The organism is Ramlibacter algicola (genome assembly GCF_016641735.1).
GTDB classification, from domain to species: Bacteria; Pseudomonadota; Gammaproteobacteria; order Burkholderiales; family Burkholderiaceae_C; genus Ramlibacter; species Ramlibacter algicola.
The window spans coordinates 3090905-3116460 of the sequence record NZ_JAEDAO010000001.1 but is presented as its reverse complement, the minus strand read 5'-3'; the positions used below and the strand labels follow the sequence as shown (position 1 = coordinate 3116460).

Genomic DNA, 25556 nt, shown 5'->3' with positions numbered 1-25556 from the left:
GGACGATGGACGGCGATGAAGGCAGAACGGTTCAGCAATTTCCACGCAGGCTTCTTCCAGTCGATCGACGACCCTTGCTGCATCCTGCAAGTGACCGCGTCCGGGGCGCTTCGCTTGGTCGAAGCCAACCCGGCGTTCACCGACGAGGCACTGCTCGAGGACGCGCAGTGGCACCACGTGCTGCACGAAGTCGCGGTCGGCTGCGGCGAGTTGCGCTTCTGCCTGCGCCGTGGCCCAGCCTGGATCGAGGCGCATGCATTCCGGCTGCAGGACGGTCCGGAGCCCGTGCTGGGCTTGCGCCTGCGCGACGTGACCCAGCAGAGCATCGGCGTGGAGAAGCTGATCGGCGCCCGCCGCATCGGCACGGTGGGCGTCCTCGTCTGGGGCGAGAACTTCGGGCTGGTCGACGTCAACGAGGGCTTCCAGGCCATGAGCGGCTTCAGTGCCGCCGAGGCGATCGGCAAGACCTGGCAGGAGCTCACCCCGCCCGAGTTCCACGAAGCGTCCTGGGACGCGGTGCGCCAAGTGCTGACGCTGGGCGAGGCCGTCCCGTACGAGAAGCAGTACTACCGCAAGGACGGCTCGCGCTGGTGGGGGCTGTTCGCCCCGCGGCGCATCGGCGACAAGGTCGTGGAGTTCGTGCTCGACGTGACGGAGCGGCGCAACGCGGAGGAAGCGCTGCGCGACGCGGGCCGCCGCAAGGACGAATTCCTGGCGACCCTGGCGCACGAGCTGCGCAACCCGCTCGCGCCGATCAAGAACGGGCTGCAGATCCTTCTGCGCACCACGCCGGCGGAAGCACCGGCGCAGCGCACGCTGCACGTGATGGACCGGCAGCTCGACCACCTGCTGCGGCTGGTGAACGACCTGCTGGACGTCGCCCGCATCAGCGCGGGCAAGGTGCGCATCGTGCGCGAGGTCGTGTCCATCGGCGACACGGTCGCCCGCAGCGTCGAGGCCGTGCAGCCGCTGGTGGACGCGCGCGGCCACCGGCTCACCGTCGTCCTGCCGTCGCACGACGTTCTGCTGCAGGGCGACCGGGACCGGCTGGCCCAGGTGTTCTCGAACCTGCTGTCCAACGCGGTGAAGTACACGCCGCCGGGCGGCGCGATCCGCATCGAGACGTCGGTGGACCAGGGCGAGGTGTGCGTCGCGATCAGCGACACGGGCGTCGGCATCCCGCCGGAGCAGCAGTCCGCGGTGTTCGAACTGTTCACCCAGGTCCGCGGCCACCAGCCGCATTCCGAAGGCGGGCTTGGCATCGGCCTGGCGCTGGTGCGCAGCCTGGTGGGCATGCACGGCGGCCGGGTGGAAGTGCGCAGCGGGGGCGTGGGGCAGGGCAGCACCTTCACCGTGTGCCTGCCCAAGCCGGGCGCGCCGCCGCCGTCGTCGGGCGACGCCGCGGACGATGCCGACCCGGTCAGCTCGGTCCCGCCCCGGCGCATCCTGCTTGCGGACGACAACGTCGATGCCGTGGAGATGCTGGCGAGCCTGCTGCGCTCGGCGGGGCACGAGGTCGTGACCACGTTCGGCGGACACGAGGCCGTGACGGCCGCGGCGTCGTGGCATCCCGAAGTGGCGTTCCTCGACATCGGCATGCCCGGCGTGGACGGCCTCGAGGCTGCGCGCCGCATCCGCGCCCATCCCGGGCTGGCGGACGTGCGGCTGGTGGCGCTCACGGGTTGGGGCCAGGTCGCCGATCGCGAGCGCACGCGCGTCGCCGGGTTCGACCTGCACCTGGTCAAACCGCTCACGGCCGAGGGATTGCGAGCCGCGTTGTCGATCGCCGCCGGCGTGGACGAGCCTGCGCCGGCGTGACGCTCAGGCGGTGCGGATCACCGTGATGTGCTCGGTGCCGCTTTCGGGCAGCCACACCTCGCCCTTGCGCCCGAGGATCTGGCGCACGTTGGCGCCATCGCGCTCGAGCGCATGGCGCTCGAACTTCTCCGTCTTCGGGTCGAACGAGTAGATCGCGTTGCCGGCCCACTCGCTGATCCAGGCGATGTCGCGATCGTCCACGTACACCGCGTACACCTGCGTGCGTTCGCCCGGCGGCTTCCACGCCTTCCAGCTGTTGTTGCGCGGGTCGTGCATCGACAGCTGGCCGCTGTTCCATTCGCTGACCCAGAGGCGGCCCTGGCTGTCGCTCCACACGCGCCGCGCGCCCTGGTCCTTGGTCGGCGGCTCCACGACGTGCACCTCGCCGGTGGCGCGATCGATGCGCGCGATGTGCGATCCCGCGAGCGATGCGTACCAGACGTCGCCCGACGGCGTGCTGGTGATGCCGTACGCGCCGCGGCCGCGCGGCGCCGGCCTGGCCATCACCTGGCCCGTCTTGACCGCGACCTTGCCGATGTAGCCCGACTGGCCGGTGAACCACAGGTCGCCGTTGCCGTCGAAGGCGCAGGTGTTGAGGTTGGTGTACCCCGTGCCTGCGGGCAGCGGGTACAGCGCCACCTTGCGGTCGGGCCAGGTCACGCGCGCAATCGCGTTCTGGCCGCTGTCGGTGATCCACGCGGCCTTGTCCGGCCCCTGGACCACGCCGTGCGGGGATGAGCCGCTGCCCAGCGGGATGAGGTCGGTGCGGCCGGTCGATGGCTCGAACCAGCCGAGGTGGCCGGTCGCCTGCGCGGTGAACCACACGCCGCCGTCGGGCGCCGGTGCCACGTCGTGGATGCCGGTGCGGCGATGGGTCGCGAGCTTCCAGCTCTGGAGCTTGCCGGCCGCGTGGGCCGGGGCCGCGATGCCGGCCAGCGGCCCGAAGGCCGCGATCGCCAGCAGGTCACGCCGGTGCAGGGACATGGCGCCTCCTAGATGAAGGCGCATTGTGTCGCCGCAGCGGCGCTTCGTCATCCGTGGCGAGGTGTCAGCCGAGCTTCGCCAGGATGTCGCCCATCTCGTCGCGCGTGAACGCGCGCATCGTCTGGAAGCGCACGTTGCCGGCCTTGCCGATGGTCAGGCCGAACGTGGCGAAGGCCTTCTCGTCCGGCGCCTCCCACAGCACGACCATGTCGTACTTGCCCTGGGTCCAGTGGATGGATTTCATCTCGATGCCGGCCTTCTTGGCCTGCTCGCGCACCGCGTCGGCGCGGCTGGTGGTCTCGCGGATGCCGCGCATGCCCTGCTCGGTGAACTTGCCGAGCGTGATGTAGGTCGCCATGGCCGTCTCCTGCAATGAGGGGCGGCAACTCTAGGTCACGGGAGGCGAAAGGCAAGGGACAAGCGCCTTGCGCCTGTCCCGCCGGAACCCACGCCGCCCATCAGTAGCGGTAGGGGTTGCGCGGGCGCCGGTCGTAGCGGTCCGGCACGCCATCGCCGTCACGGTCGCGCTGGTGGTAGCGCGGCACCGGTTGCTGGTACACCACCTGCGGCTCGGCCGGCACCGGCACGTAGCCGACGCAGCCTGCCAGCACCGAAGCGCCGGCCACGGCACCGATCAACAGAATCGTTCGTCGCATGAGAGCCTCCTTTGTGGAGGCCCCATTAGGGCAGCACGAAGTGAACCGCACGTGAACCGCAGTGCAGAGCTTTGGACTGCTGCCGTTCCGAAGGACGCGTTCGGGCGGCGTTAGCGGCCGCCCCAGACTTCCTCGGCCGTCTCGACCACGAGGCGCAGCTTGTTGCGCTGGTCCTCGACCGCGATGTTGTTGCCGTGCACGGTGCTGGAGAAGCCGCACTGCGGCGACAACGCCAGTTGTTCGAGCGGCGCGTGCTTCGCGGCTTCGTCGATGCGGCGCTTGAGCGTGTCCTTGTTCTCCAGCTGGCCGAACTTGGTCGTCACGAGGCCGAGCACCACGGTCTTGCCCTTGGGCAGGTAGCGCAGCGGGCGGAAGTCGCCGGAGCGGTCGTCGTCGTACTCCATGAAGTACGCGTCGATGTCCATCTCCTTGAGCAGCGCTTCGGCGACCGGCTCGTAGTTGCCCTGCGCCGCGAACGTGCTCTTGAAGTTGCCGCGGCACAGGTGCATCGCCAGCAGCATGCCCTGCGGCTTCTGCGCGACGACCTTGTTGATGAACTTCGCGTAGCGGTGCGGCAGTTCGTCGGGATCGTCGCCGCGCTGGCGCGCCGCCTCGCGCATCTTCTCGTCGCACAGGTAGGCGAGGTTGGTGTCGTCCATCTGCACGTAGCGGCAGCCGGCCGCGTAGAGCGAGCGCAGTTCGTCGCCATAGGCCTGCGCGACGTCGTCGTAGAACGCGGGATCCAGCTCCGGATAGGCGTCGCGGCTGATGCCGGCGCGGCCGCCGCGGAAGTGCAGCATGGTGGGCGAGGGGATCGTCACCTTTGGCGTGTTGCCGGCGGCGACCTGCGACTTCAGGTACTCGAAGTCGGCCTTCTGGATGTCCTTGGCATGCCGCACCTTGTCGACCACGCGGATCACCGGCGGCGCCAGTTCCTCGCTGCCATCGGGCTTGCGGATGGTGACCGGGATGTCGGTCTTGACGCCCCCGAGCTGCTCGAGGAAGTCGATGTGGAAGTAGGTGCGGCGGAACTCGCCGTCGGTGATGCTCTTGAGGCCGATCGATTGCTGGAACTGCACGATCTCGGCGATCGCCTTGTCTTCCACTTCGCGCAGTTGCTGCGGCGTGATCTCGCCCTTGGCCTTCTTCTCGCGGGCTTCGAGGAGGTATTGCGGGCGCAGGAAGCTGCCGACGTGGTCGTAGCGGGCGGGCAGGCTCATCATGGTGGTGCTCCGGTGAGGGGACGCATGGTATCCGGCATGGCGAGGGCATGGATATGCCTAAACTGGATAGCTGATAGACCCCGGCCCGGCTTGGCCGCGTCGCGATGGCGTGACCAGAATCCGCACCGAATCGCGCGCCCGCGCGAGGGCCGACCACGAGGAGACCTCCATGCACAAGCGAACCGTCCTGCACGCTGCCGTCGCGGCGGCGCTGCTGTCCACCGCCGGCCTGGCCGGCGCGCAGCAGGCGCCTTTCAAGATCGGCCTGATCCTGCCGATGACCGGCCAGCAGGCCACCACCGGCCGCCAGATCGAAGCGGCCGCGAAGCTGTGGATGGCGCAGAACGGCGACACCGTCGCGGGCCGCAAGATCGAGCTCATCGTCAAGGACGACACCAGCCTGCCGGACGTCACGCGCCGCCTGGCGCAGGAGCTGGTGGTCAACGAGAAGGTCGACGTGCTGGCCGGCATGGGCATCACGCCGTCGGCCATGGCCACCGCGCCGATCGCCACGCAGTCGAAGACGCCGCTGGTGGTGATGGCCGCCGCGACGTCCAGCATCACGGAAGCCTCGCCCTTCATCGTGCGCACCAGCTTCACGCTGCCGCAGGTGTCGGTGGCGCTGGCCGACTGGGCGCCCAGGAACGGCATCAAGAACGTCGTCACGCTGGTCACCGACTACGGCCCGGGCCTGGACGCCGAGAAGTTCTTCAAGAGCCGCTTCGAGTTCAACGGCGGCAAGGTGCCCGAGTCGCTGCGCGTGCCGCTGCGCAACCCGGACTTCGCGCCCTTCCTGCAGAAGGTGCGTGACCTCAAGCCCGACGCGCTGTTCGTGTTCGTGCCCTCGGGCGCGGGCGCCGCGGTGATGAAGCAGTTCGGCGAGCGCGGCATGGACAAGGCCGGCATCAAGCTGATCGCCACGGGGGATGTGACGGACGACGACCAGCTCAACGACATGGGCGACGTCGCCCTGGGCGTGGTCAGCTCGCACCACTACTCGGCGGCGCACCCGTCGGCGGCGAACAAGAAGTTCGTCGAGGCCTTCCAGAAGGCCAACAAGGCCATGCGCCCGAACTTCATGGCCGTCGGCGGCTACGACGGCATGCGCGTGATCTACGAAGCGCTGAAGAAGACCGGCGGCAAGGGCGGCGGCCAGGCGCTGGTCGACGCCATGAAGGGCCAGATCTTCGAAAGCCCTCGCGGCCCCGTGTTCATCGACGCCCAAACGCGCGACATCGTCCAGAACGTCTACCTGCGCAAGGTGGAGAAGAAGGACGGCCAGCTGTGGAACGCCGAGTTCGACGTGATCAAGGATGTGAAGGATCCGGGGAAGTCGAAGTAACGCGCTGCTTGTCATTGCGGGCTTGACCCGCAATCCATCGCTGCGCCCCCGGAACGCCCGGGGGTGCTGAGGACTGGATGCCGGGTCGAGCCCGGCATGACAATGGTTCCCCATGCTCACCATCCTCTTCGACGGCATCGCCTACGGCATGCTGCTGTTCATCCTGGCCCTGGGGCTGGCGGTGACCATGGGGCTGATGAACTTCATCAACCTCGCGCATGGCGCGTTCGCGATGGTGGGTGGGTACATCACCGTGCTGCTGATGCAGAAGGCGGGCGTGCCGTTCCTCCTCTGCCTGCCGCTCGCGTTCCTCGGGTCGGCGCTGCTCGGTGGCGTGCTCGAACGCACGCTGTACCGGCCGCTGTACCGCAAGCCGCACCTGGACCAGGTGCTGTTCTCGATCGGGCTGACCTTCATGGCCGTCGCAGCGGTCGACTACTTCGTCGGCTCGACGCAGCAGATCCTGCACCTGCCCGACTGGCTGCGCGGCCGCACCGAACTCGGCGAGGGCGCGTGGACGCTGGGCATGGGCCACTACCGGCTGTTCATCATCGCGGTGTGCGCGGCGCTCACCATCGTGCTGCAGGCGGTGCTCACGCGCACGCGCTTCGGTGCGCGCCTGCGGGCCTCGGTCGATGACCAGCGTGTCGCCGCGGGCCTGGGCATCAACGTCAACGTGGTGTTCCTCTCGACGTTCGCGTTCGGCAGCGGCCTGGCGGGGCTGGGCGGCGCTCTCGGCGCCGAAGTGCTCGGCCTCGATCCGGCGTTCCCGCTCAAGTACATGATCTATTTCCTGATCGTCGTCGCCGTCGGCGGAACGTCATCGATCACGGGGCCGCTGTGCGCGGCGCTGCTGCTGGGCATCGCCGACGTGGCGGGCAAGTACTACATCCCGAAGATGGGCGCGTTCATCGTCTACACGCTGATGATCGTCATCCTGGTCTGGCGGCCGCAGGGGCTGTTCGTGCGGCAAGGGGGCAAGGCGTGAACCCGCAGCGTTCGCTGCTGGCTGCGTCGCGCTGGCGCTGGTGGGAGCCGCTGCTGTGGATCGCGGCGTTCGCCGCGCCCTTCGTGCTGCCGCGGCACGCCGCCATCGTCAACGAGATCGCGATCACGGCGCTGTTCGCACTGTCGCTGGACCTGATCCTGGGCTTCACCGGCATCGTGTCGCTGGGGCATGCGGCGTTCTTCGGCTTCGGCGCGTATGCGGCGGCGCTGCTGGCCAAGCACTTCATCGGCGATCCGCTGGTCGGCCTGGCCGTGGCGGTCGCGGGCTCGACGGTGCTCGGGGCGATCTTCAGCTTGACCATCCAGCGCGGCACGGATCTCACGCGGCTGATGGTCACCCTGGGCGCGGCGCTGATCCTGCTGGAGCTGGCGAACAAGCTCGACTGGCTCACCGGCGGCGCCGACGGCTTGCAAGGCGTGACCATCGCGCCGCTGCTCGGGCGCTTCGAATTCGACCTGGCCGGCAAGACGGCCGCTTGCTACTCCCTCGCCGTGCTGCTGGTCGCGTTCCTGCTGCTGCGCCGCCTGGTGCGCTCGCCCTTCGGCGCCACGCTGATGGCGATCCGCGACAACCGGCTGCGCGCGATGGCCATCGGCATTCCGGTCGCGTCGCGCCTGTCCGCCGCGTACACGATCGCCGCCGGCCTGGCCGGCGCCGCCGGCGCGCTGCTGGCGCAGACCACCGGCTTCGCGTCGCTCGACGTCTTTGCCTTCGACCGCTCGGCCGACACACTGCTGATCCTGGTGGTCGGCGGCACCGGCTGGCTGTACGGCGGCGTGCTGGGCGCCGTGGTGTTCAAGCTGCTGCAGGACCTGCTGTCGTCCATCACGCCGCAGTACTGGACGTTCTGGCTGGGGCTGTTCCTGGTGGTGCTGGTGCTGGTGGGACGGGACCGGCTGCTGAAGCCGTGGACGTGGGTGAAGGGGAAAAAGTCCGCGACATCGGGGCGGAGCCATGCCTGACCACGTCCTCACCTGCGAGCGCCTCGTCAAGCGCTTCGGCGGCATCACGGCCACCGACGACGTGACGCTGCGGCTGGAGCGCGGCGCGCGGCATGCGCTGATCGGGCCGAACGGCGCCGGCAAGACGACGCTGGTGAACCTGCTCACCGGCGTGCTGGAGCCGACCTCGGGCCGCATCGCGCTGGAAGGCGAGGACATCTCCAAACTGGCGCCGCACAAGCGCGTGCACCGCGGCCTGGTGCGCACGTTCCAGATCAACCAGCTGTTCCCGTCCATGACGCCGCTGCAGACGCTGGCGCTGGTCATCGCGCAGCAGCGCAGGCAGGGCGCGCGGTTCTGGCAGCCGCTGGGCCGTGACGAAGAAGTGGTGATGCGCGCCAGCCAGTTGCTGGAGCAGTTCCGCCTCGCCGAGGTGAAGGACGTCCCCACCGAGCACCTCGCGTACGGCAAGCGCCGCCTGCTGGAAATCGCGATCGCGCTGGCATGCGAGCCGCGCGTGCTGCTGCTGGACGAACCCGTCGCGGGCGTGCCGGCCGGGGAACGCGAGGACATCCTGCAGACGGTCGCCGCGCTGCCGGCCGACGTGTCGGTGCTGCTGATCGAGCACGACATGGACCTGGTCTTCAGCTTCGCGCGCCGCATGACGGTGCTGGTGAACGGCGCGGTGCTGACCGAAGGCACGCCCGACGAGATCGCGGCCGATCCGCGCGTGCGCGAGGTCTACCTGGGCCACGGCGAGGAAGCGCATGCCTGAACTGCTGCGCGTCGACGGCCTGTCCGCCGGCTACGGCGAAGCCGTGGTGCTGCAGGACGTGGCGTTCTCGCTCGACGAAGGGGAGACGCTGGCGCTGCTGGGGCGCAACGGCACCGGCAAGACGACGCTGATCAACACGCTCGCCGGCGCGACGCGCCAGCATGCCGGCACCTTGACCTTGGCCGGCGCGGCCTTGCACAAGCTCGCGCCGCACCAGCGCGCCGCGGCGGGCATCGGCTGGGTGCCGCAGGAGCGCAACATCTTCAAGTCGCTGACCGTGCACGAGAACCTCGCGGCGGTCGCGCGGCCCGGCAAGTGGACGCCCGACGGCGTGTACGCGATGTTCCCGCGGCTGGCCGAGCGCAAGGGCAACCTGGGCACGCAGCTCTCGGGCGGCGAGCAGCAGATGCTGGCCGTCGCCCGCGCGCTGGTGCTGAACCCCAGGCTGCTGCTGCTCGACGAGCCGCTGGAAGGCCTGGCGCCGATCATCGTGGAGGAGCTGCTGCGCGCCATCCGCCGCATCACCCGCGACGAGGGGCTGTCGGCCATCATCGTGGAGCAGCACCCGCAAGCGATCCTCGCCATCTCCGACCGCGCCGTCGTCCTGGATCGCGGCACCGTGGTCCACCGCGGGAGCGCGACGGAGTTGCGTGCCGACCAGGCACTGCTGGACCGCTTGCTGGGCGTGGCTCGCTGAAAGCGGGGGCAGAACAGCCGAACGCAGAGGACACGGAGCAAGCGCAGGGAACGCAGAAGAATTCAAAGAAAATGGTTGAAATGCTTCTTCCGTGTCCTCTGCGCTTGCTCTGCGTCCTCTGCGTTCGGATGCCCGCCTTCCACCCATGTTCGATCGCCGCACGCTCCTGATCGCAGCCACGCTGCCCCTCGTCGCCCGCGCGCAGGACAGGTTTCCGGTGCGACCGCTGCGGCTGGTCGTGCCGAATGCACCGGGTGGCGCGGCAGACATCACGGCGCGGACCATTGGTCAGGCGATCGGTGCCACGCTCGGCCAGCCGGTCGTGGTCGACAACCGGCCGGGCGCCGGCGGTGTCGTCGCCGGTGAGCTCGTCGCGCGCGCGGAGCCGGACGGGCACACGCTGCTCCTCGTCTCCAGCGGCACGGCCGTCAGCGCCTCGCTGTTCAAGTCGCTACCGTTCGATGCGCTGAAGGACTTCGCGCCCGTCTCGCTGCTGGCGACCTTCGACCTCGTCCTCACGGTTGCCGAGGGCGGCCGCTTCGGTTCGCTGCAGGACCTGCTCGCGTGGGCGCGCGCCAACCCGGGCAAGCTGAACATCGGCACGCCGCAAGTCGGCACCACGCAGCACCTGGCGGCGGAGCTGTTCAAGGCCAGCGCCGGCATCGACGCGCAGGTGGTGCCGTTCAACGGCACGCCGCCGGTGATCACCGCGGTGCGGGCCGGGCAGGTCGATGCGCAGGTCGACATCCTCGGGCCGCTGCTCGGGCAGATCCAGTCCAGGGCGCTGCGCGCCATCGCCGTCTTCGGTGACAAGCGCGCGCCGCAACTGCCGCAGGTGCCGGCCGCGCGTGAAGCGGGCGGCTCGCTCGCGACCTTCCAGGCCAGTTCATGGAACGGACTTGCCGTGCCGGCGCGCACGCCGGCCGCGATCGTCGACCGCCTGAACGCCGAAGTGAACAAGGCCCTCGCGCTGCCCGACGTGCAGCGCAAGCTGGCCGACCTCAACCTCCGACCGCAAGGCAGCACCCCCGCGCAGCTGCGCGAGCACCTGGCCGCCGACATCCGCCGCTGGTCCGACGTGATCGAGCGTGCGCGCATTCCCAAACAGTAGGACCCCACCATGCAGATCCAACGCATCGGCCTCATCGGCTACGGCGAAGTCGGCAAGATCTTCAGCGCCGGCCTGAAGGACAAGCCCGGCATCCAGCAGGTCGCCGCCTGGGACCTCAAGTTCACGCAGGCCGCGCAGCGCGAGCGCGAACTGGCGCATGCACAGCAGGCCGGTATCACGGCGCAGCCGTCGATGCAGGCGCTGTGCGAGGCGAGCGACCTCGTGATCTCCGCCGTCACGGCGTCGAACACACTCGCGGTCGCGCGGGAGGCCGCGCCCTTCCTGCGTCCTGGCACGGTGTTCCTCGACCTGAATTCCGCCTCGCCGGGCACCAAGCAGCAAGCCGCTGCGTTGGTCGATGCGCGCGGCGCGCACTACGTGGAGGCGGGCGTGATGACCTCGGTGCCACCGTACGGCATCCGCGTGCCGATGCTGCTCGGCGGCGCACAGGCGCAAGCGCTGGCGACCTTGCTGCAAGGCTGGGGCATGGACGCGAAGGCGGTGTCACCCAAGCTGGGCGTCGCGAGCGCGATCAAGATGTGCCGCAGCGTGATGATCAAGGGCCTGGAGGCGCTGGTCATCGAGAGCTATTCGACGGCGCGCCAGTACGGCGTCGAAGACCACGTGCTGCCCACGCTGGCCGAGACCTTCCCCTCGATCGACTGGCCGCAGCAGGGTGCGTACTTCTTCAGCCGCGTCGCGCAGCATGGCAAGCGCCGCGCCGAGGAGATGCGCGAATCGGCCACCACCGTGCGCGAGGCGGGCTTCGAACCCTTCATGGCCAGCGCCATCGCGCAGAAGCACCAATGGGTCGCCGACGCGGCCGCCGCCGGGGTGTTCCAGGACGTGCCGAAGGACGCGCCCTGGCAGGCCTATGCCGATGCGCTGATCGCCGCGCGCAAGAAGGGCTGATGGGATCGGTCCTCGCGATCACCGGGCCGATCTACCTGGTCCTCGCGGCGGGCTACGTCGCCACGCGTGGCGGGCTGTTCCAGCGCGCCGAGATGCGGATCTTCGGCAAGTACGTGATCCACCTGGCATTGCCGGCGCTGCTGTTCAACGCGCTGTCGCAGCGCAGCGTCGGCGAGGTGCTCAACCCCGTGTTCATCGTGGCCTATGCGGGCGGGGCGCTGGTCGCGATGGCGTTCGGCATCGTGTGGGCGCGCAAGGTCACCGGCAAGTCGATCTCCGCGTCGGCGATCAGCGGCATGGGCATGTCGTGCCCGAACAGCGGCTTCATCGGCTTCCCGCTGGTCGCGCAGCTGTTCGGCGGCGCGACGGCGGGCGTCGGCCTGGCGCTGGCGATGATCGTGGAGAACTTCCTGCTGCTGCCCTTGGCACTGGCCATCGCCGACAGCGACACGGGCGACGCCCCTGCGGGCAGCACGCGTGGCGAGCGCATTCGGGCCGCGCTGGCGCAGTCGGGCCGCGGCCTCGTGCGCAACCCCATGATCCACGGCATCGTCGCCGGCTTCGTGTTCTCGCTGTTCGGCTGGCAACTGCCCGAACCAGTCGCGAAGGCGGTCAACCTGTTCGCGATGTCGACGGCGGCCGTGTCGCTGATGGTGATCGGCGGCTCGCTGGCGGGCATCCACATCGGCAGGCTGTGGCGCGACGTCACCGTGATCGCCCTGGGCAAGCTGCTGTTCCATCCGCTGGCGACGCTGGCCTTGGTGTGGCTGCTGCCGCCGATGCAGCGCGAGCTGCAGGTGGCCGTCGTCGTGATGGCCGCCGTGCCGATGCTCGGGATCTACCCCATCCTCGCCCAGAAGCACGGCCACGACTCGATGGCCGCGGCGGCGCAGCTGGGAACGACGGTGGCGGGGTTCTTCACGTTGACCGGGCTGGTGTGGGCGTTGCGCGGGTGAAAGCGAAGGAGACTTGTCGTCACCGCGTTCGCGGGAACGACGAACCAGGACAGCCGCTCGCGGCAGGCCGCCTGTTCCCTCAGAACATCAGCGCCACCACGTACACCCCGATCATCATGAAGGCCAGCACGAACTTGGCCAGCATGCCGGCCATCAGGCCGAGCCAGGTCGAGATGCCGACGTGCAGCGCGCGCCCGTGGTCGCGGCGGGCCAGGTACTCGCCGACGGCGGCGCCCACCAGCGGCATGATGAAGATGCCCACGATCCCCATGAACAGGCCGGCCACGGTGCCGACCGCCGCGCCGACGATCGCCTGCTTGCTGGCGCCGGCGCGCCTGGCGCCCAGCATCGCGGCGACATAGTCCATTGCCCACGCGAGCAGGGCCAGCACCACGACGACGCTGACGGCGAACCAGCCGACGCGGGTGAAGTCGTCGATCCAGGCGCCCAGCAGGATGCCCGCCAGCACGAGCAGCGTGCCGGGCAGCGCCGGCAGCACGATGCCCGCGAGCCCCGCGGCGATCAGCACGGTGCTCAGGAGCCACAGGACGTTGGTGTTCATGGCGCAGGCACTCTACCTGCGGCGGCGCGCCGGCCGGCCGTCACTTGGTCCACAGGAGCCATGCGGTCGTCCAGCCGACGGCCAGCGCGAGCAGGGGGATCGGCAGCAGCCAGCGCAGGTGCCGCAGCGGCAGCGCGAGCAGCAGGCCCACGGTCAGCAGCGCGGTCGGGTCGGGGAGGGCGCCCGCGACTTCGGCTCGCGTCCAGCCATGTCCCGCGAGTGGTGCGAGCAGGGGGGACGCCACCGCAGCGGCGGCGGCGATGACGAGTCCCGCCTGGCGGCGTCCGCGCGAAGGCGCCGGGCCGGCCGCGCTGCCCAGGGCGAGCAGCAGCACGGCCTGCACCGCGAAGGCGGCGGCCATCCACGAGGCGCCGGTGTTGATGGTGGAAAACCGCTCCCACAGGAACGCCCACGCGACCCAGATCCACGCGAGGGCCGGCACGGCGGTGATCGCGCCCTGCAGCGTCGATCCGCGCACCGCCGTTGTCGCGACGAGAACGACGGCCGCCAGCACGAGCAGCGGCTGCAGCGGCCACAACTCCATGTTCCAGCCATCGACCAGACGGCCCCAGCTGCGGGCCGAGAACATCAGGAAGTCCGACGGCCGGTAGGTCCACCACTCGGACATGGCTCACAGGCGCGTGATGTGGCGCGCGATGCGCTGGCGCGTCGCCTCGTCCGGCAGCGGCTCGCTGGCCGCCGCGAGGTTCTCGCGCACGTGGGCGACGCTGGTGGTCGCCGGGATCGCGCACGTCACCGCCGGGTGGCTGACGATGTGCTTGAGCACCAGTTGCGCCCAGCTCGTGCACTGCAGGTCGGCGGCGAAAGGCGGCAAGGGGTGGCGTGCCAGCCGCCGCAGCAGGTCGCCTTCCTGGAACGGCCGGTTCACCAGCACTGCGACGCCGCGCTCGCGCGCCAGGGGCAGCAGGCGTTCGTCGGCCTCGCGGTCCACCGGGTTGTAGGTCAGCTGGATGAAGTCGAGGCGCTGCCCGCGCAGGATCTTCTCGAACTCGGCGTGGCGCCGGCCTTCGGAGGTCGTGATGCCGACGTAGCGCACGCGCCCGGCGCGCTTCATCTCCTGCAGCAGCGGCAGCTGGCGCTCCCAGGCCAGCAGGTTGTGGACCTGCAGCAGGTCGAAGCGCGGCACCTGCCAATGCTGGCGCGACGCTTCCACCTGCGCCTCGCCGTCGCCCGAGGTCCAGACCTTGTCGGCGGCGAACAGCGCCTTGGGCATGCCCAGGCCCCGCACCGCCTCGCCGACCACGGGCTGCGACGAGCCGTACATGGGCGACGAGTCGATCAGCCGCCCGCCCGCGGCGAAGAAGGCCCGCACGACGTCGGCCGACTGCCGGCGCCCCACCGGGTCGCGGCCGACGTTGAACGTGATCCAGGTGCCCAGGCCCACGAGCGGCAGCTGCTCGCCGGTCGAGGGGATCGGCCGCGCCAGCGGCGCAGCGTCGGCCGCGCCCGCGAGCACGGGCCAGCCCAGCAGCGTGAGCGCGGTGCGGCGGCGCATGCGGCAGCGTAGCAGCGCCCGTGCCGGGCGTGGGCCGACGGGGAGGAATCGGACGCGACAGCCGTCGTCTTCGCGGAGGCGGGGACCCATCGCTTTCATGGCGGCGTCGAACGCGGAAGCGATGGATTCCCGCCTTCGCGGGGATGACGAAGAAGGCCCCCGCGGGAATGACGAGCTAGGCGTGCGGCACCACTTGCGGCGCCGTGTCGCGGATCAGCTTGAGCGTCGCTTCCTGCACCGGCGTGGCAGGGCGCTGCAGGCTGGTCGCCAGCGACAGCCGGATGTGCATCGGCGGCGACCCGATCTGCTGCGCGGTGAACGCCGACGGCCGCGGCGAATGGAGCAGGGCGTTGCGCGAGAGGATCGCGCAGCCGGCGCCGTCGCGCACCAGGTCCAGGATCGCCTGCACGCCGTCGATCTCGAGCGCGACCTCGGGCTTGCGGCCGATGGCGGCCATCGCGGACTCGACGTGCATGCGGATCGCGTTCGGACGCGTGGGGATCACGAGCGGCAAGCCGGCGACGTCGTCCAGCGTCACCGGCCCGGGCGGCGGGTCCTCGTGCAGGCCGGGCGGCCGCGCGCGCACCAGCAGCAACTCCTCGTCCATCAGCGCCGTCGCATCGAGCTCGCGCGTCGTCTGCGCGTTGTAGAGGACCGCGATGTCGAGGCGGCCGCTCACCAGGCCGGCTTCGAGCGAGTGGGAGAGGCCTTCGCTGATCGAGAGCCGCGCGTCCGGCATCTGCTCGCGGAACGCGCGCGTGAGCGGCACGGTCAGCACGCGCGCGACGCTGTTGGGCAGGCCGACGGCGACGCGGCCCGACAGGCCACCGCGCAGGCGCCCCAGGTCCTCCTTGGCGCGCTGCACCTGGTGCAGGATGCCGCGGCCATGCTCCAGCAGCGTCTTGCCCGCTTCGGTGGGCACGGCGCCGCGGCCGTTGCGCACCAGCAGGGTCTGGCGCAGCTCGACTTCGAGCAGCCGCACCTGCCGGCTCAGGGCGGGTTGCGCCACGTCGAGCTCGATGGCAGCCCGCGTGAAGCTGCCGAGCTCGGCCACGCGAACGAAGTACTCCAGCTGCCGCAAATCCATGCCCAAAGTGTAGTGGGGCCCTGCAGCCATGCCCCTTTGTTCTAGCTGATAGCCGGGGCCGGAACTTGGCCCGGCGGGGGGCGCCGCCCAGAATGCGTCCATGCTGATCCCCTTGCGAGGCATCTCGTCGATGGCGACGCGGGCCGTCCTGGCCGAACTCGCCGTCGCGTACGAGCGCCAGACGACCTGCCCGGTGCGGATCGAATCGGTCGGCGGCGTCGACGCGGCCAAGCGCGTGCAGGCGGGCGAGACCTTCGACGTCGTGCTGCTCGCCGCGGAGGCCATCGACAAGTTGCTGGCGTCTGGCCACGCCACGGGCGCGCGCGTGGACCTGTTCCGGTCCGAAGTGGCCGTCGCCGTGCAGGCCGGCGCAGCGACTCCCGACATCGGCAGCGAAGACGCGTTGAAGGCCGCCGTGCTCGCCGCGCCCACCATCGGCTATTCGACCGGCCCCAGCGGAACCGCATTGCTGAAGCTGTTCGAGCGCTGGGGTATCGCCGCCGAGATGCAGGCCCGCACGGTGCAGGCGCCGCCCGGCGTGCCGGTCGGCTCGCTCGTGGCCGACGGCAAGGTGGCGCTGGGATTCCAGCAATCCAGCGAACTGAAGGACCTGGCCGGCATCACCGTGCTCGGCGCGTTGCCCGACCCGGTGCGCATCACGACCATCTTTTCCGGCGCGGTGTGCGCGACCAGCCAGCAGGCGCACGCCGCGCAGGACCTGCTCGCGTTCCTCGCCTCGCCGGCGAGCACCGACATCAAACGACGGCACGGCATGGAGCCGGCCTGACCCCGAGGAGAGCGAAAGAATGATCATCGACTGCCACGGCCACTACACGACGGCGCCCAAGCCGCTGGAAGAGTGGCGCAACCAGCAGATCGCCGGCATCAAGGATCCGTCCGTGATGCCCAAGACGAGCCAGCTGAAGATCTCCGACGACCAGATCCGCGAGTCGATCGAGGCGAACCAGCTGCGCCTGATGAAGGAGCGCGGCAACGACCTGACGCTGTTCTCGCCGCGCGCCAGTTTCATGGCGCACCACATCGGCGACTTCCAGGTGTCCAGCACCTGGGCGGCGATCTGCAACGAGCTTTGCTTCCGCGTGTCGCAGCTGTTCCCGGACCACTTCGTGCCGGTGGCGATGCTGCCGCAGTCGCCGGGCGTGGACCCCAAGACCTGCATCCCGGAGATGGAGAAGTGCATCCGCGAGTACGGCGCGGTGGGCATCAACCTGAACCCGGATCCGTCGGGCGGCCACTGGACGTCGCCGCCGTTGACGGACCGCCACTGGTACCCGATCTACGAGAAGATGGTCGAGCACGACGTGCCGGCCATGGTCCACGTCAGCACCTCGTGCAACGCGTGCTTCCACACGACGGGCGCGCACTACATCAACGCCGACACGACGGCGTTCATGCAGTTGATCCAGGGCGACCTGTTCAAGGACTTCCCGCAACTGCGCTTCATCATCCCGCACGGCGGCGGCGCGGTGCCCTACCACTGGGGCCGCTACCGCGGACTGGCGCAGGAGATGAAGCGCCCGCCGCTGGACACCCACGTGATGAACAACGTGTTCTTCGACACCTGCGTGTACCACCAGCCGGGCATCGACCTGCTGAACACCGTGATCCCGGTGAAGAACGTGCTGTTCGCCAGCGAGATGATCGGTGCCGTCCGCGGCGTCGACCCGACGACGGGCAACTACTACGACGACACCAAGCGCTACATCGACGCGTCGACGATCCTGTCCGCCGCCGAGAAAGCGGCGATCTTCGAGGGCAACGCGCGCCGCGTGTTCCCGCGGCTGGACGCGCGATTGAAGTCGCGCGGGCATTGAACCTGGAGCATCCATGTACGAACTAGGCGTCGTCTATCGCAACATCCAGCGCGCGGACCGCAAGGTCGCGGACCAGCTGGCGCAGTACGGCACGGCCACGGTCCATGAGGCGCTGGGGCGCGTCGGGCTGCTGCAGCCGTCCATGCGCCCGATCTATCCGGGGGCGCAGGTCTCCGGCACGGCGGTCACGGTGCTGCTGCAGCCGGGAGACAACTGGATGCTGCACGTCGTCGCCGAGCAGATCCAGCCGGGTGACATCGTCGTTGCCGCCTGCACGGCGGAGAACACGGACGGCTTCTTCGGCGACCTGCTCGCCACGTCGTTCAAGTCGCGCGGCGCCCGTGCGCTGGTCATCGACGCCGGCTGCCGCGACGTGAAGACGCTGCAGGAGATGGGCTTCCCAGTGTGGTCCAAGGCGATCAGTGCCAAGGGCACCGTCAAGGCAACGCTGGGCTCGGTGAACATCCCGGTCGTCTGCGCCGGTGCGCTGGTGCACCCGGGCGACGTCATCGTCGCCGACGACGACGGCGTGGTGTGCGTGCCGGCCGCGATGGCGCAGAAGACGCTCGACGCGGCCGCCGCGCGCGAAGCCAACGAAGGCGAGAAGCGCGCCAAGCTGGCATCCGGCGTGCTCGGCCTCGACATGTACAAGATGCGCGAGCCGCTCGCCAAGGCCGGCCTGCGCTACATCGACTGAGATGGCCCGCACGCGTCGCCTTCTGCTGCTGTCGTCCGCGCTGCTGCTCGCGGCCTGCGCGTCCGCGCCAGCCGTCGACCCGATCCTGAACCATGCGCTCGCGCCGACCGGCACGCTGCGCGTGGGCGTCGCCGCCGGCGCACCGGCGGCCTTGACCCGCGACCTCGGCGAGGTGCTGGCGGGCGAGATCGGCGTGCCGCCGCAGGTGGTGGCGTTCGATCGCGCCGCGCAGGTCGTCGACGCAATGAAGGCCGGGCAGGTCGACTTCAGCTGCCTGGAAGGCGGCGAGCCGCGCGCCCGCGACGTCGACTTCGCGTACCCGCTGGTGCGACTGCGCAGCGGATTCCTCGCGATGGCGATCCCGAAGGGCCGCGACCCGGCCGCCGTCGCCTACCTGTCCCACCTGGGCGAGCGGCTGCGCTCGGACGGGCGCCTGGCCGCCATGGTCGCGCGTGCCGGCCTGCGCGGCGCGACGACGACGATCCACTGAGCCTCACCAAGCGAACGAGATGACCCAAGGCAAACCCACCAGCGGCGGTTTCGAGAAGACGCCCGGCTGGCTCGACTGGTACGACGGCCCCAGCCAGCCGCGCTTTCGCGTGCCGGCCGGCAGCGTCGACGCGCACTGCCACGTGTTCGGGCCGGGTGCGCAGTTCCCGTATGCGCCCGAGCGCAAGTACACGCCGTGCGACGCGAGCAAGGAACAGCTGTTCGCCCTGCGCGACCACCTGGGATTCGCCCGCAACGTCATCGTGCAGGCCACCTGCCATGGCGCGGACAACCGCGCGCTGCTCGACGCGCTGCAGTCGTCGGACGGCAAGGCTCGTGGCGTCGTGACGGTCAAGCGCACCGTCACCGACGACGAATTGCACCTGATGCACGCCGCCGGCGTGCGCGGCGTGCGCTTCAACTTCGTCAAGCGGCTGGTGGATTTCACGCCCAAGGACGAATTGCTGGAGATCGCCGGCCGCATCGCGCCGCTGGGCTGGCACGTGGTGATCTACTTCGAGGCGGTGGACCTGCCCGAGCTGTGGGACTTCTTCACCAGCCTGCCGACCACGGTGGTGGTGGACCACATGGGCCGGCCCGATGTCGGCAAGCCGCTGGATGGCCCGGAGTTCGGCCTGTTCCTGAAGTTCATGCGCGAGCATCCCAACGTGTGGAGCAAGGTGAGCTGCCCGGAACGGCTGTCGGTCAGCGGGCCGCCCGCGCTCGACGGCCAACAGGCCGCGTACAAGGACGTGGTGCCGTTCGCGCGCAAGGTGGTGGAGACATTCCCCGACCGCGTGCTGTGGGGCACCGACTGGCCGCACCCCAACCTGAAGGGCCACATGCCCGACGACGGCTTGCTGGTCGATTTCATCCCGCACATCGCGACCACGGCCGACTTGCAGCGCAAGCTGCTCGTGGACAACCCGATGCGCCTCTACTGGCCGGAGGAGGCCTGAGATGCCCCTGGACAAACCGTACAAGGACGTGCCCGGCACGACCATCTTCGACGCCGAGCAGAGCCGCAAGGGCTACTGGCTGAACCAGTTCGCCATGTCGCTGATGAAGGCCGAGAACCGCGAGCGCTTCAAGAAGGACGAGCGCGCCTACCTGGACGAATGGTCGATGACCGAGGACCAGAAGCAGGCCGTGCTGGCGCGCGACATGAACCGCATGATCGCGCTGGGCGGCAACATCTACTTCCTGGCCAAGATCGGCGCCACCGACGGCAAGAGCTTCCAGCAGATGGCCGGCTCGATGACCGGCATGACGGAAGAGGAGTACCGCAACATGATGATCGCCGGGGGCCGCGACCCCAAGTGGGGCAGGGAACTGTGAGCCCCCACGCTCCTCACTTCGTGTACTCGCTGCCCCCCGAGGGGGCTTTTGCCTCCTAGAGGCGGCTCGTCGGAGGCAAGGAAATGGCCCGAATCACCGCATCCGTCTTCACCTCGCACGTGCCGGCCATCGGCGCGGCGATGGATCTGGGCAAGACCGCCGAGCCGTACTGGCAGAAGGTCTTCGCCGGCTACGACTTCAGCCGCCAGTGGATGAAGGACAACCAGCCCGACGTCGTGCTGCTGGTGTTCAACGACCATGCGACGGCGTTCAGCCTCGACATGATCCCGACCTTCGCCATCGGCACGGCCGCGCACTACAAGGTAGCCGACGAAGGCTGGGGGCCGCGGCCCGTGCCCGACGTCGAAGGAGCGCCGGAGCTCGCCGCGCACATCGCGCAGTCGGTGATCCAGCAGGACTTCGACCTCACGCTGGTCAACAGGATGGACGTGGACCACGGCCTGACCGTCCCGCTGTCGCTGCTGTGCGGCCAGCCGAAGCAGTGGCCGTTCAAGGTCATTCCGTTCGCGGTGAACGTCGTGCAGTACCCGGTTCCCAGCGGCATGCGGTGCTTCCGCCTGGGGCAGGCGCTGCGCAAGGCGATCGAGTCCTTCGACGAGGACCTGAACGTGCAGGTCTGGGGCACGGGCGGCATGAGCCACCAGCTGCAGGGCCCGCGCGCCGGCCTGATCAACAAGGAGTGGGACAACCGCTTCCTCGACCGGCTGATCGACGATCCCGAAGGACTCGCCTCCGTGCCGCACATCGACTACGTGCGGGAGGCGGGCAGCGAGGGGATCGAGCTGGTGATGTGGCTGATCGCGCGCGGCGCGATGGCCGATGTCGCCGGTGGCCCGAAGCCGAAGCTGCGCCACCGCTTCTATCACGTGCCCGCGTCGAACACGGCGGTAGGGCACCTGATCCTGGAGAGCTGACTCGGTTGTCATTGCGGGCTCGACCCGCAATCCATGCTTGCATCGGCATGGATTCCGGCTTCCGCCGGAATGACAAGCCGGTTATTTCACCAGCAACACCGGCACGTTGGCTTGCGACAGCACGCGCTGCGCGACGCTGCCCATCACCGCGCGGCCCAGCGGGCCGTAGCCGTGGGTGCCCATCACGATGAGGTGCGCGCCTTGCTTGGTCGCACCGGCGACGATCGTTGCCGCGGGCTCGCCGACCTTCCAGTCGCAACGGAACGCGATGCCCTTGCGCTCCAGGTACTTGCGGATCGGCGCCAGCACCTTCTCGGCCTCCTCCCGCTGGTAGTCGTTCGCCATGGCGGCGCCGACCATCGTGCGCACCCGCGGCGGCAGCGCGGGCTGCACGTTCAGCACCAGCAACTCGTCGTCCGGGCCGGCCAGCGATTCATGGGTGGACAGGAAGGCGAGCGCCTTCTTGGTGAACTTGCTGCCGTCGGCCGCGAAGAGGATGCGCATGGGATCTCCAGGGTGGTTTCAGAAATTGACGGTGGCCAGCTGCTCGGCGACGATGCAGGACCAGCCGGGGTGGCGCTCCTCGATGTCGCGGCGCAGGCTGTCGGCGGCCACGGGCTCGCCATGGACGAGGTGCACGGACCGGGGCGCGTGCGGCAGCCGGTCCAGCCAGTGCAGCAGCTCGCCCCGGTCGGCGTGCGCGGACATGGCGCCCAGCGAGGCGATCTCGGCGCGGACCGGGACGTGCTGGCCATGGATCTTCACGTCGCGCAAGCCCGCGGCGAGCGTGGCGCCGCGCGTGCCGGCCGCCTGGTAGCCGACCAGCAGCACGGTGTTGCGGCGGTCCGGCAGGAAGGCCTCGAGGTGGTGCACCACGCGGCCGCCGGTGGCCATGCCGCTGGCGGACACGATCACCGACGGCATGCGCAGCTCGCGCAACGACATGGATTCCTCGACCGACTGCACGAAGCGGGCCTGGTGGCACATCGCCTCGCACGCCGCGTTGTCCAGGCGGTGCTCGTCACGGTACTTGGCGTACAGCTGCGTGACGTCCGTCGCCATCGGGCTGTCGAGGAACACCGGCAGGTCCGGCGGGATGCGTCCCTGCCCCTTCAGGCGCGCCAGCAGGTGCAGCACCAGTTGCGCCCGCCCGACGGCAAACGCAGGGATGACGACCATGCCGCCGCGGGCCGCCGTGCGCACGACGACGCGCGCGAGCTCGTCCTCCGGCTGGACGTCCTCGTGGTCGCGGTCGCCGTAGGTGCTCTCCATCACGACATGGTCGGCCGCCGGCGGTGCGTCCGGCGGCTCCATCAGCGGGTCGGCGTTGCGGCCGAGATCGCCGGAGAACAGCACGCTGCCGCCGTCCCACGCCAGGTGCACGCTCGCAGCGCCCAGGATGTGTCCTGCGCGGACGAAGCGTGCCTTCAGGCCGGGAACCGGCGTGAACGGCTCGTCGAAGCGCACCGCTTCCAGCAGCGACAGCGACGCCCGCGCGTTCGCTTCCGTGTACAGCGGCAGGGCCGGGCGGTGCTTCGACAGGCCGTGCCGGTTGGCGTAGGCCGCGTCTTCCTCCTGCAGGTGCCCGGAATCGGGCAGCAGCAGGCCGGCGAGGTCGCGCGTCGCCGGCGTGCAGAACACCGGCCCGCGGAAGCCGTGCTTCGCGAGCGCGGGGATGTAGCCGCTGTGGTCGATGTGGGCGTGGGTGAGCACGACGGCGTCGATCGAGGCGGGCGGCACGGGGAAGGGCGCCCAGTTGCGCAGCCGCAGCTGCTTGAGGCCCTGGAACAGGCCGCAGTCCACCAGCAGCCGGCGGCCGCCGTGCTCGAGCAGGAAGCGCGACCCGGTGACCGTGCCGGCGCCGCCGAGGAAGGTGAGCCGCATGGGATTACCTCAACACCAGCACGGGGACGGTGGAGTGCGTCAGCACGTGCAGCGTCTCGCTGCCCAGCAGCACGCGGCCGATGCCGCGGCGGCCGTGCGAGGCCATCACGACCAGGTCGCACTCGTACTTGGTCGCCGCCGCGATGACGCTGTCGGCAACCAGGTCGGACCGCAGGATGACGCCGCGCGCCTTCACGCCGGCCGCGTCGGCCTGCGCCGCGGCCTGGTCGACCAGCGCCTGGCCCTGCTCGCCCCACTGCCGCTCGATGCGGGCGATCTCGCCGTGCTCGTACGCGATCGCGCCTTCGAAGTAGCTGGTGGGGTAGAGCGGCACGACGTGCAGGACGACCAGCTCGGCACGCATCGCCGTCGCGAGGTCGATTGCGGCCTGCAGGGCCTTGGCCGAGAGGTCCGAGCCGTCGGTGGTGACGAGGAGGCGTGAGTACATGGCAGGTCTCCGGATGCATGAAGCGTAGGCGCGTGTCCCGGGGGATGTCTTGATGCAAATCAACTCCTCCGTGCGCCGGCGCACCTACGCTCGCCTGCATGGTTGCTTCGACCGTCCCCCTGCCGCTGCCCGCTGCTGACCTTCGGGCGGCGCCCGAGCCCGCGGACTGGGAGGCGTTCAGCCGCCCGCTGGCCGGCCGCGAGGGCTGGTGGGAGTCGTACATCGCCATCGACGGCATGCACTGCGCGGCCTGCACGCTCACCACCGAGCAGGCGATCGGCGCCGTCCCCGGCGTGGAATCGGTGCAGGTCAACGGCGGCAGTGCCACGGCGCGGGTGGTCTGGACACCGAACCGCTGCGCGCCGCAGGCCTGGTTCGACGCGCTGGCGCGCGCCGGCTACAGCGGCTTGCCCGCGGGGGACGAACTGGCGGCCGTGCCGCGCCGCCAGGCGCAGCGCCGGCTGCTGTGGCGCTGGCTGGTGGCGGGCTTCTGCATGATGCAGGTGATGATGTACGCGACGCCTGCGTACATCGCCGCGCCGGGCGAGATCACGCCGGACGTGCAGGCGCTGCTGCGCTGGGCGTCGTGGATGCTGACCGTGCCGGTGCTGGCGTTCTCCTGCTGGCCGTTCTTCGCGTCGGCGCTGCGCGACCTGCGCCACGGCCGCATCGGCATGGACGTGCCGGTGGCGCTGGGCATCCTGATCGCGTTCGGCGCCAGCAGCCTCGCGACCATCGATCCGACGGGGCCGCTGGGGCGCGACGTCTGGTACGACTCGGTGGCGATGTTCGTGTTCTTCCTGCTGTCCGGCCGCCTGCTCGAACAGCGGCTGCGCGACCGCACGGCCGGCGCCCTGGATGCGCTGATGCGGCGCGTGCCGCCGACCGCCGAGCGGCGCCGTGCGGACGACGGCAGCTGGGAACGCGTCGCGGTCCGCCGGCTGCGCGTCGGCGATGTCGTCCGCACGCTGCCCGGCGAGGCTTTCGCCGCCGATGGCACGGTGCTCGAAGGCAGCAGCCGCGTCGACGAGGCCCTGCTCACGGGCGAATCGCAGCCGGTGGCGCGCGCCACGGGCGACGCGGTGATCGCCGGTAGCCACAACCTGGCGGCGCCGCTCGTGCTGCGCGTGGACCGCGTCGGCGGGGACACGCGCTTCGCGGGCATCGTCGCGCTGATGGAGCGCGCCGCCGTCGACAAGCCGGCGCTGGCGCGCGCCGCGGACCGCATCGCGGGGCCGTTCCTCCTGGGGGTGCTGGTGGCCGCCGCCGCGGCGGCCGCGGCGTGGTGGAGCACCGATCCCGCGCACGCGATCGACATCGCCGTCGCCGTGCTGATCGTGACGTGCCCCTGCGCGCTGTCGCTCGCCACGCCGGCCGCGACGCTTGCGGCCGCAGGCGCGCTGGCGCGGCGCGGCATCCTCGTGCGCCAGCTGGACGCGTTCGAGGCCGCGGCCCGCATCGACACGGCGGTGTTCGACAAGACCGGCACGCTCACCAGCGACCGGCTGGCGGTCACCGGCATCCGCTCGCGGGCCGGCGTCACGGGCGACGAGGCACTGCAGGTCGCGGCGGCGCTGGGCGCGCAGTCGCTGCATCCGGTGTCGCAGGCGCTGGTGCGCGCCGCGGCCGGCAGCGTCGAGACCGCCACGCAGGTGCATGAAGTGGCGGGCCAGGGCGTCGAAGGCGTTGTCGCCGGCCGCGGTGTCGTGCGGCTCGGCTCCGCCGGCTGGTGCGGCGTGGCCGACGACGCGGACGGCACGCAAGTCCACCTGGCCGACGCCCCCGGCTGGCTGGCGACGTTCACGCTGGACGAGCCGCTGCGCGACGACGCGCTCGCTGCCGTCAGCGACCTTCAGGAGCGCGGGGTGGACGTGCACCTGCTGTCCGGCGACCGACCCGCAGCCGTCCAGCGCCTGGCCGCACGCGTCGCCATCGTCGACGCGCGTGGTGCCCAGTCGCCCGAAGACAAGCTCGCGCAGGTCGCCGACCTGCAGCAGCAAGGCCACCGCGTCGCCATGGCCGGCGACGGCCTGAACGATGGCCCCGTGCTCGCGCGCGCCGACGTGGCATTCGCGATGGGGCAGGGCGCGCCGCTGGCGCAGACGCGGTCCGACTTCATCGTGCTGGGCGGACAGCTCGCCGCCATCCCGGCCGTGCTGGCGCTCGCGCGCCGCACCCGCCGCGTCGTGCGGCAGAACCTGGCCTGGGCCGCCGCCTACAACGCCATCTGCGTGCCGCTCGCGCTCGCCGGCTGGATGCCGCCCTGGCTCGCGGGCCTGGGCATGGCGCTCAGCTCGCTCGCCGTCGTCGCCAATGCCGCGCGCCTGGCGCGAGCCTGACA

28 protein-coding genes are annotated in these 25556 nt (G+C 70.3%); 17 read left to right on the top strand and 11 right to left on the bottom strand.

The genetic code is table 11. The features are described 5' to 3' along the window. Positions 1 to 15 precede the first annotated feature (15 nt). Positions 16 to 1818, top strand: coding sequence for a hybrid sensor histidine kinase/response regulator (locus I8E28_RS15180; RefSeq protein ID WP_200788901.1), 1803 nt, complete (start codon positions 16 to 18; stop codon positions 1816 to 1818). A 3-nt stretch (positions 1819 to 1821) separates the two neighbouring features. On the opposite strand, the gene I8E28_RS15175 is transcribed toward I8E28_RS15180, so the two are convergent. The 4 genes from I8E28_RS15175 to I8E28_RS15160 form a co-directional block, all read right to left on the bottom strand. Next, a complete protein-coding gene (locus I8E28_RS15175) occupies positions 1822 to 2802 on the bottom strand; it encodes a Vgb family protein (protein WP_200788900.1) in 981 nt (326 codons plus the stop codon). A 64-nt stretch (positions 2803 to 2866) separates the two neighbouring features. Then, the gene (locus I8E28_RS15170) at positions 2867 to 3160 is read right to left on the bottom strand and encodes a GYD domain-containing protein (RefSeq protein ID WP_200788899.1); all 294 of its coding nucleotides are present in this window, start codon (positions 3158 to 3160) and stop codon (positions 2867 to 2869) included. A gap of 100 nt (positions 3161 to 3260) precedes the next feature. Further along, positions 3261 to 3458: a hypothetical protein gene (locus I8E28_RS15165; protein ID WP_200788898.1), complete on the bottom strand. Its 198-nt coding sequence runs from the start codon at positions 3456 to 3458 to the stop codon at positions 3261 to 3263. A 110-nt stretch (positions 3459 to 3568) separates the two neighbouring features. Continuing rightward, positions 3569 to 4681: a 5-methyltetrahydropteroyltriglutamate--homocysteine S-methyltransferase gene (locus I8E28_RS15160; RefSeq protein WP_239027247.1), complete on the bottom strand. Its 1113-nt coding sequence runs from the start codon at positions 4679 to 4681 to the stop codon at positions 3569 to 3571. 169 nt (positions 4682 to 4850) lie between these two features. Between I8E28_RS15160 and I8E28_RS15155 the strand changes: the two genes are divergently transcribed. The 8 genes from I8E28_RS15155 to I8E28_RS15120 all read left to right on the top strand — a co-directional run bounded on the left by I8E28_RS15155 (position 4851) and on the right by I8E28_RS15120 (position 12424). Beyond that, entirely contained in the window at positions 4851 to 6023 is a 1173-nt protein-coding gene (locus tag I8E28_RS15155; RefSeq protein WP_200788897.1) for an ABC transporter substrate-binding protein, read from the top strand. Between the two features lie 112 nt (positions 6024 to 6135). Beyond that, positions 6136 to 7011, top strand: a complete 876-nt coding sequence (locus I8E28_RS15150; RefSeq protein WP_200788896.1) for a branched-chain amino acid ABC transporter permease — start codon at positions 6136 to 6138, stop codon at positions 7009 to 7011. Then, positions 7008 to 7994 carry an ABC transporter permease subunit gene (locus I8E28_RS15145; protein ID WP_200788895.1) on the top strand — a complete coding sequence of 329 codons (987 nt, stop codon included), beginning with the start codon at positions 7008 to 7010 and terminating at the stop codon, positions 7992 to 7994. The genes I8E28_RS15150 and I8E28_RS15145 overlap by 4 nt, the downstream gene beginning before the upstream one ends. Then, positions 7987 to 8748: an ABC transporter ATP-binding protein gene (locus I8E28_RS15140; RefSeq protein WP_200788894.1), complete on the top strand. Its 762-nt coding sequence runs from the start codon at positions 7987 to 7989 to the stop codon at positions 8746 to 8748. The genes I8E28_RS15145 and I8E28_RS15140 overlap by 8 nt, the downstream gene beginning before the upstream one ends. Then, positions 8741 to 9445, top strand: coding sequence for an ABC transporter ATP-binding protein (locus tag I8E28_RS15135; RefSeq protein WP_200788893.1), 705 nt, complete (start codon positions 8741 to 8743; stop codon positions 9443 to 9445). Before I8E28_RS15140 ends, I8E28_RS15135 begins: the two co-directional genes overlap by 8 nt. Positions 9446 to 9590: 145 nt before the next feature. After that, positions 9591 to 10556 carry a Bug family tripartite tricarboxylate transporter substrate binding protein gene (locus tag I8E28_RS15130; RefSeq protein WP_200788892.1) on the top strand — a complete coding sequence of 322 codons (966 nt, stop codon included), beginning with the start codon at positions 9591 to 9593 and terminating at the stop codon, positions 10554 to 10556. A 9-nt stretch (positions 10557 to 10565) separates the two neighbouring features. After that, complete coding sequence (locus tag I8E28_RS15125; RefSeq protein WP_200788891.1) at positions 10566 to 11468, top strand: NAD(P)-dependent oxidoreductase; 903 nt, start codon at positions 10566 to 10568, stop codon at positions 11466 to 11468. Further along, positions 11468 to 12424, top strand: coding sequence for an AEC family transporter (locus I8E28_RS15120; RefSeq protein WP_200788890.1), 957 nt, complete (start codon positions 11468 to 11470; stop codon positions 12422 to 12424). The genes I8E28_RS15125 and I8E28_RS15120 overlap by 1 nt, the downstream gene beginning before the upstream one ends. A 79-nt stretch (positions 12425 to 12503) precedes the next feature. Here I8E28_RS15120 and I8E28_RS15115 read toward each other — a convergent pair whose 3' ends face one another. The 4 genes from I8E28_RS15115 to I8E28_RS15100 all read right to left on the bottom strand — a co-directional run bounded on the left by I8E28_RS15115 (position 12504) and on the right by I8E28_RS15100 (position 15589). Next, complete coding sequence (locus I8E28_RS15115; protein ID WP_200788889.1) at positions 12504 to 12986, bottom strand: DUF456 domain-containing protein; 483 nt, start codon at positions 12984 to 12986, stop codon at positions 12504 to 12506. A gap of 40 nt (positions 12987 to 13026) precedes the next feature. Further along, positions 13027 to 13614 carry a DUF6064 family protein gene (locus tag I8E28_RS15110; RefSeq protein WP_200788888.1) on the bottom strand — a complete coding sequence of 196 codons (588 nt, stop codon included), beginning with the start codon at positions 13612 to 13614 and terminating at the stop codon, positions 13027 to 13029. A 3-nt stretch (positions 13615 to 13617) separates the two neighbouring features. Beyond that, the gene (locus I8E28_RS15105) at positions 13618 to 14502 is read right to left on the bottom strand and encodes an aldo/keto reductase (RefSeq protein WP_200788887.1); all 885 of its coding nucleotides are present in this window, start codon (positions 14500 to 14502) and stop codon (positions 13618 to 13620) included. Positions 14503 to 14677: 175 nt separating this feature from the next. Beyond that, a complete protein-coding gene (locus I8E28_RS15100; protein WP_200788886.1) occupies positions 14678 to 15589 on the bottom strand; it encodes a LysR substrate-binding domain-containing protein in 912 nt (303 codons plus the stop codon). Between the two features lie 100 nt (positions 15590 to 15689). On the opposite strand from I8E28_RS15100, the gene I8E28_RS15095 reads away from it, so the two are divergent. The 7 genes from I8E28_RS15095 (at position 15690) to I8E28_RS15065 (ending at position 20883) form a co-directional block, all read left to right on the top strand. Next, positions 15690 to 16376 carry a substrate-binding domain-containing protein gene (locus I8E28_RS15095; protein ID WP_200788885.1) on the top strand — a complete coding sequence of 229 codons (687 nt, stop codon included), beginning with the start codon at positions 15690 to 15692 and terminating at the stop codon, positions 16374 to 16376. Positions 16377 to 16395: 19 nt separating this feature from the next. Further along, the gene (locus tag I8E28_RS15090) at positions 16396 to 17424 is read left to right on the top strand and encodes an amidohydrolase family protein (protein WP_200788884.1); all 1029 of its coding nucleotides are present in this window, start codon (positions 16396 to 16398) and stop codon (positions 17422 to 17424) included. 13 nt (positions 17425 to 17437) lie between these two features. Next, complete coding sequence (gene ligK, locus I8E28_RS15085; protein WP_200788883.1) at positions 17438 to 18121, top strand: 4-carboxy-4-hydroxy-2-oxoadipate aldolase/oxaloacetate decarboxylase; 684 nt, start codon at positions 17438 to 17440, stop codon at positions 18119 to 18121. 1 nt (position 18122) lies between these two features. Beyond that, positions 18123 to 18611 (top strand): type 2 periplasmic-binding domain-containing protein, encoded by a 489-nt coding sequence (locus I8E28_RS15080; RefSeq protein WP_200788882.1) that lies wholly within the window; start codon positions 18123 to 18125, stop codon positions 18609 to 18611. Positions 18612 to 18630: 19 nt separating this feature from the next. After that, positions 18631 to 19569: an amidohydrolase family protein gene (locus I8E28_RS15075; RefSeq protein ID WP_200788881.1), complete on the top strand. Its 939-nt coding sequence runs from the start codon at positions 18631 to 18633 to the stop codon at positions 19567 to 19569. Position 19570: 1 nt separating this feature from the next. Beyond that, positions 19571 to 19948, top strand: coding sequence for a protocatechuate 4,5-dioxygenase subunit alpha (gene ligA / locus I8E28_RS15070; RefSeq protein ID WP_200788880.1), 378 nt, complete (start codon positions 19571 to 19573; stop codon positions 19946 to 19948). Positions 19949 to 20031: 83 nt separating this feature from the next. Further along, the gene (locus tag I8E28_RS15065; protein WP_200788879.1) at positions 20032 to 20883 is read left to right on the top strand and encodes a class III extradiol dioxygenase subunit beta; all 852 of its coding nucleotides are present in this window, start codon (positions 20032 to 20034) and stop codon (positions 20881 to 20883) included. Between the two features lie 81 nt (positions 20884 to 20964). Here I8E28_RS15065 and I8E28_RS15060 read toward each other — a convergent pair whose 3' ends face one another. The 3 genes from I8E28_RS15060 to I8E28_RS15050 are packed head-to-tail and all read right to left on the bottom strand — an operon-like array spanning position 20965 to position 23215. Continuing rightward, positions 20965 to 21387: a universal stress protein gene (locus tag I8E28_RS15060; protein ID WP_200788878.1), complete on the bottom strand. Its 423-nt coding sequence runs from the start codon at positions 21385 to 21387 to the stop codon at positions 20965 to 20967. An 18-nt stretch (positions 21388 to 21405) separates the two neighbouring features. Then, positions 21406 to 22767, bottom strand: coding sequence for an MBL fold metallo-hydrolase (locus I8E28_RS15055; RefSeq protein WP_200788877.1), 1362 nt, complete (start codon positions 22765 to 22767; stop codon positions 21406 to 21408). Positions 22768 to 22771: 4 nt separating this feature from the next. After that, positions 22772 to 23215, bottom strand: coding sequence for a universal stress protein (locus I8E28_RS15050; protein WP_200788876.1), 444 nt, complete (start codon positions 23213 to 23215; stop codon positions 22772 to 22774). A 98-nt stretch (positions 23216 to 23313) separates the two neighbouring features. Here I8E28_RS15050 and I8E28_RS15045 point away from each other — a divergent pair, with 98 nt between their 5' ends. Then, the gene (locus tag I8E28_RS15045; RefSeq protein ID WP_200788875.1) at positions 23314 to 25554 is read left to right on the top strand and encodes a heavy metal translocating P-type ATPase; all 2241 of its coding nucleotides are present in this window, start codon (positions 23314 to 23316) and stop codon (positions 25552 to 25554) included. Positions 25555 to 25556: the final 2 nt, after the last annotated feature.